Origin of the sequence: Streptomyces ureilyticus (assembly GCF_011045025.1) — a bacterium.
Taxonomy (GTDB): Bacteria; Actinomycetota; Actinomycetes; order Streptomycetales; family Streptomycetaceae; genus Streptomyces; species Streptomyces ureilyticus.
This window is the reverse complement of the sequence record NZ_JAAKZX010000374.1, coordinates 1-4,308: the sequence shown is the minus strand read 5'-3', so window position 1 is coordinate 4,308 and position 4,308 is coordinate 1. Positions and strand designations below refer to the sequence as shown.

At 71.1% G+C, this 4,308-nt stretch carries 4 protein-coding genes; all 4 read right to left on the bottom strand.

The window, feature by feature from the left end:
• Positions 1–226: 226 nt before the first annotated feature.
• On the bottom strand, positions 227–937 hold the full coding sequence (locus G6048_RS46900) for a cytochrome b/b6 domain-containing protein (protein ID WP_165345721.1): 711 nt from the start codon (positions 935–937) through the stop codon (positions 227–229).
• A complete protein-coding gene (locus tag G6048_RS46895) occupies positions 924–1,661 on the bottom strand; it encodes a molybdopterin-dependent oxidoreductase (protein WP_165345720.1) in 738 nt (245 codons plus the stop codon). Before G6048_RS46895 ends, G6048_RS46900 begins: the two co-directional genes overlap by 14 nt.
• An 83-nt stretch (positions 1,662–1,744) precedes the next feature.
• Positions 1,745–3,313: an APC family permease gene (locus tag G6048_RS46890; RefSeq protein WP_165345719.1), complete on the bottom strand. Its 1,569-nt coding sequence runs from the start codon at positions 3,311–3,313 to the stop codon at positions 1,745–1,747.
• A 46-nt stretch (positions 3,314–3,359) separates the two neighbouring features.
• Positions 3,360–4,308 (bottom strand): hypothetical protein (locus G6048_RS46885; protein ID WP_165345718.1); only part of this gene is annotated, 949 nt, incomplete at its 5' end.

Genomic DNA, 4,308 nt, shown 5'->3' with positions numbered 1-4,308 from the left:
TCCTCGCGGGCGATGCCGGAGGCGCGAAGAGCCCTGCCCGTGCCCTCTTCGTTGCCGTAGGCGGCGGCGGTGTCGATGCTGCCATCGCGGCGGAGCCGCAAATTAACACAGCCCCGCGCCCCTGAAGGGGTGCTGCCACTCAACCCGCAGCCGCCCAACGGCCGGAGGCACCCCGCAGGGGCGGCGCGACCAGCCCCAACGGCGCCGCAGCCAAAAGCGAACCCCACTACGGACGCCAATGCGAATGCCCCCGCTTAGCCCACTCCCTGCTCACCCACCCCGTTCGCATCCCCTTCCGCGCCTCCGGATCCGCCAGGGCCATGCCGATGTGGCCGGCCAGGACGATGCCGATCGTCAGGGCCAGCCAGTCGTGGACGAACGTCGCGCTGGTTCGCCACACCAGTGGTGTGAGGTGCGTGAACCACATCATCAGCCCGGTGCCCAGCATCACCAGCGTCGCCCCGGCAATCCACGCCGCGTACGTCTTCTGACCGGCGTTGAACTTCCCGGCCGGACGCGACTCGGGCCGGGCGTCACGCCGCAGCGCCGACCGCAGCCACACACGGTCGTGCGGCCCGAAGCGGTTCAGCAGCCGCAGGTCCGCGCGGAAAGCGCGCGACGCGAGTCCCACCAGCACCGGCACCGGCAGCAGCAGTCCCGACCACTCGTGCACCACGACCACGAGCGCACGGCGCCCGACCAGTTCCGCCAGCTGGGGCACGTACAGGCAGGCGGCGGTCACCACGCACACCCCCATCAACAGAGCCGTCACCCGGTGCACCCAGCGCTCGCCCCGGCTGAACCGGCGCACCCGCCCGGAGGCCGCGGAGCCGACGGGCTCGTCGTGCTCGTCGGGCTGCGCCGAACCAGCCAGCCGCGCAGGACCAGCCGGTCCCGCAGAAGAACCCGCCGTCGACGGAGTCTCAGGTGACCTCATCATCACGTCCGTTCGAGCGCCCCACCCACGCGTCCACGTCGTAGCCGCGCTTCTCCCAGTAGCCGGGACGGACGTCCGACGTGAGGGTGATGCCGGAGAGCCACTTCGCGGACTTGTAGAAGTACATGGGGGCGACGTAGAGGCGGACGGGGCCGCCGTGGGAGTGGGACAGGTCCTTGTCCTGCATACGGAGGGCGACGAGGACGTCGTCGCGGCGGGCCTGGGACAGCGTCAGGCTCTCCGAGTACGCACCGTCGAAGCACGTGAAGCGCACCGCTCCGGCCGAGGTCCGCACCCCGGCCGCGTCCAGCAACTGCGACAGCCGTACGCCTTCGAAAGGCGTGTCCGGCACCCGCCAGCCCGTCACGCACTGGACGTCGCGGACCATCCGGGTCTGCGGCAGGGCGCGCAGCTCGGCGAGCGTGTAGGTGGTGGGACGGTCGACCAGCCCGTCGATGGTGAGGCGGTAGTCGTCCTCGCCCTTCTTCGGGACGGACGAGACGACCGAGTAGTAGCGGAAGCCGCCTCCGTTGGGCAGGAGGCCGGTCAGTCCGGTGGGGTCCTTGTCGGCGGCGCCGCCGAGGAAGGACTCGAGGCCGCGCTGGAGTGTGGGCGCGGCGGCCACACCGAGCGCCCCGAGTCCGAGCGTGCCGAGCAGGAGCCGCCGCCCTATGGGGGCGCCGCCGGGCTCCGGTTCCGATGGCGTCGGTTGTTCAGAGGTCACGCATTGATTCGAGCACTCCTGGCCCCCGGAAATCCAGGGGCCAGGAGTGCCGTCAGTAATCCGTAACCACTAACCCATGACCACTAGTCCGAGCCGGACTCCGCCGCCTTCTCCAGCTGGAACGCCTCGTTCCCGAGCCCGATGCGGGCGTGCGCCTCGGGGTTGCGGGAGCGCAGCAGCAGGCCCTGGAGGAGGCCGAGGACGGCTGCCAGCAGGATGATGCCCGGCAGCACCCAGGTCGCCAGGGAACCGGGGCCCGCGCCCACGAGTACGTCGAAGTCCGTGACGGTGTAGAAGGCGATGACCAGGAGCGAGACACCCGCGATCGCGGACGCGGCCAGCCGCCAGGCCTGCGCACCGGCGGCGCCGCGGCGGACGAAGAACACGATGACCGAGAGCGAGGCCGCCGCCATGAGCAGGATGACGCCGAGCGCTCCGACGTTGCCGAGCCAGGTGAACAGCTGCAGCACGGGAGCGGTCGGGTCACCGGTCGGCTTGTCGTCGGCCACCGCGAAGCCGGCCACGACCAGCACGGCGACGACGGTCTGCAGGAGCGAGCCCGTACCGGGCGCACCGCTCGTGCCCGATGTCCGGCCGAACGCGGCGGGCAGCAGTCCCTCGCGGCCCATGGCGAAGGCGTACCGCGCGACGACGTTGTGGAAGCTGAGCATCGCCGCGAACATGCCGGTCACGAACAGGACATGGAGTACGTCCGTGAAGGTCCCGCCGAGCCGCGACTCAGTGAGGAAGAACAGCAGCCCGGCACTCTGCTCCTGCGCCGTTCCCACGATCGCCTTGGGTCCGGCGGCGACGGTCAGCGCCCAGGAGCTGATCGCGAAGAAGACGGCGACGAAGCCGACCGCGAGGAACATCACGCGCGGGACCAGGATGTGCGGACGGCTGGTCTCCTCGGCGTACACGGGTGCCTGCTCGAAGCCGAGGAAGGCAGCGACGCAGAAGCACAGCGCGGTGCCGAGGCCCGCCCCGGTGAGCGTGTCGGGATTGAAGGCGTGCAGCGACAGGCCCTCCGCGGCGGGGTCGGCGACGGCCGCGAAGTCGAAGATGACGACGAGCGCCACCTCGATGATCAGCAGGACGCCGAGCACCCGCGCGTTCACGTCGATCTTCAGCCAGCCGAGCAGGCCGACGGCGAGCGCGGCCACCAACGACGGTATCCACCAGGCGATTTCGAGTTCGAGGTACGTGGCGAACAGTCCGGAGACCTCGAAGCCGAAGATGCCGTAGATGCCCACCTGGAGGGCGTTGTACGCGACGAGCGCGACCGCCGCCGCACCCGAACCGGCGGTGCCGCCGAGGCCGCGGGCGACGTACGCGTAGAAGGCGCCGGCGTTGTGGACGTGGCGGCTCATCTCCGCGTAGCCGACGCTGAAGAGGACGAGCACCACGCCGAGGATGACGAAGAGCAGCGGCTGGCCGACGATGCCCATCACCGCGAATGCCGTGGGCATGACACCCGCGACCACCATGAGCGGGGCGGTGGCCGCGAGCACGGACAGGAGCAGGCCCGCCGTGCCGAGCCGGTCGGCGCGCAGCGCGCGCTCCTGCCCCTTGAAGGTGCTGATGCCGCTGCCTTCGGCTGTCGGTCTGCTCGCGCTCGTAGTGCTCGAGGGGTTCGAACTGCCCGTGGTCATCGGGGGGGTTGTCCTTTCGAATATCAAGTTCGGACATCACTGTTTTTCATGCCGTGCCGAGCACGCTGTCGCGTGCGGCACGGAAGGCGGTGTACGGATCTCGGTCGGGGTACGACCACGGGGCCGGGGTCACGTGCGGCCCGATGCGGTGGAACAGGGCGGCGGCCTCGGCGCCCCGGCCCTCGCAGAACTTGGCGTGGGCAAGGAAGTTGAGGTCGACATGGCTGCGCGGATGGTCGTCGCGCTCCCATTCCAGCCACCAGTCGAAGGCGGCCTTCATCACCTGGCGGGCCCGGCGGCCGACCCAGTGCCCGGAGGCCGCGGGATCGGTGGGTTCCCAGCCGGCGGCGGCCAGCACGCGATAGCGCTCGGCGTGCGCGACGACCGGCAGGATGGCCAACGGTGAGTCGGCGGGCGCCTGTTCGGCGGACCAGCCGGCGAAGTCGTACACCTCGTGCAGCGGATCCTGGCCCGCTCCCGGCCGGCGCTCGGCGAGCCGGGCGGTCATCAGGTGGTGGGCGTGGTGGTGGTCGGGATGGCGATGGCGTACCTCGTCGAAGATCCGGACCACGTCCTCGTCGCTGCCCAGGGCGCGCTCCAGCATGAGCAGTCCGAGCCAGGGCGTGGGGTCGGCGGGCGCGAGCGCGACCGCGCTGTGGCAGGCCTTGCGCGCCCGGTCCGGCTTCTCCTTGCGGTTCAGGACGCGTTGCACGGTGGCGACGGCGAGCAGCACGGCGGCGTCGGCGGACTCGGGTTCGGCAAGCAGCCAGTCGCGGGCCCATGCCTGCGTACTGGACTCCTGCGCCAGCACGGTGACGCGATGCCCGCGGCGGTCCCAGTCGTCGCCGGTCGCCACCAGGAGCGCGCGTACGGCGGTCCAGCGGCCCTGCGCCAACGCGGCCCGGGCTGTGATGAGTTCGGTGTCTCCGAGAGCAAGGTCGAAGGCATGGGCCGCGCGCTTGCGGCCGCGGCCGAGGGGTGGGGGTGGGGGCTGT

Excerpts from the sequence above, each read along its gene's own strand:
- G6048_RS46900 (WP_165345721.1), bottom strand. The coding sequence starts at position 937 with ATGAGGTCACCTGAGACTCCGTCGACGGCGGGTTCTTCTGCGGGACCG.
- G6048_RS46890 (WP_165345719.1), bottom strand. The coding sequence starts at position 3,313 with ATGACCACGGGCAGTTCGAACCCCTCGAGCACTACGAGCGCGAGCAGA.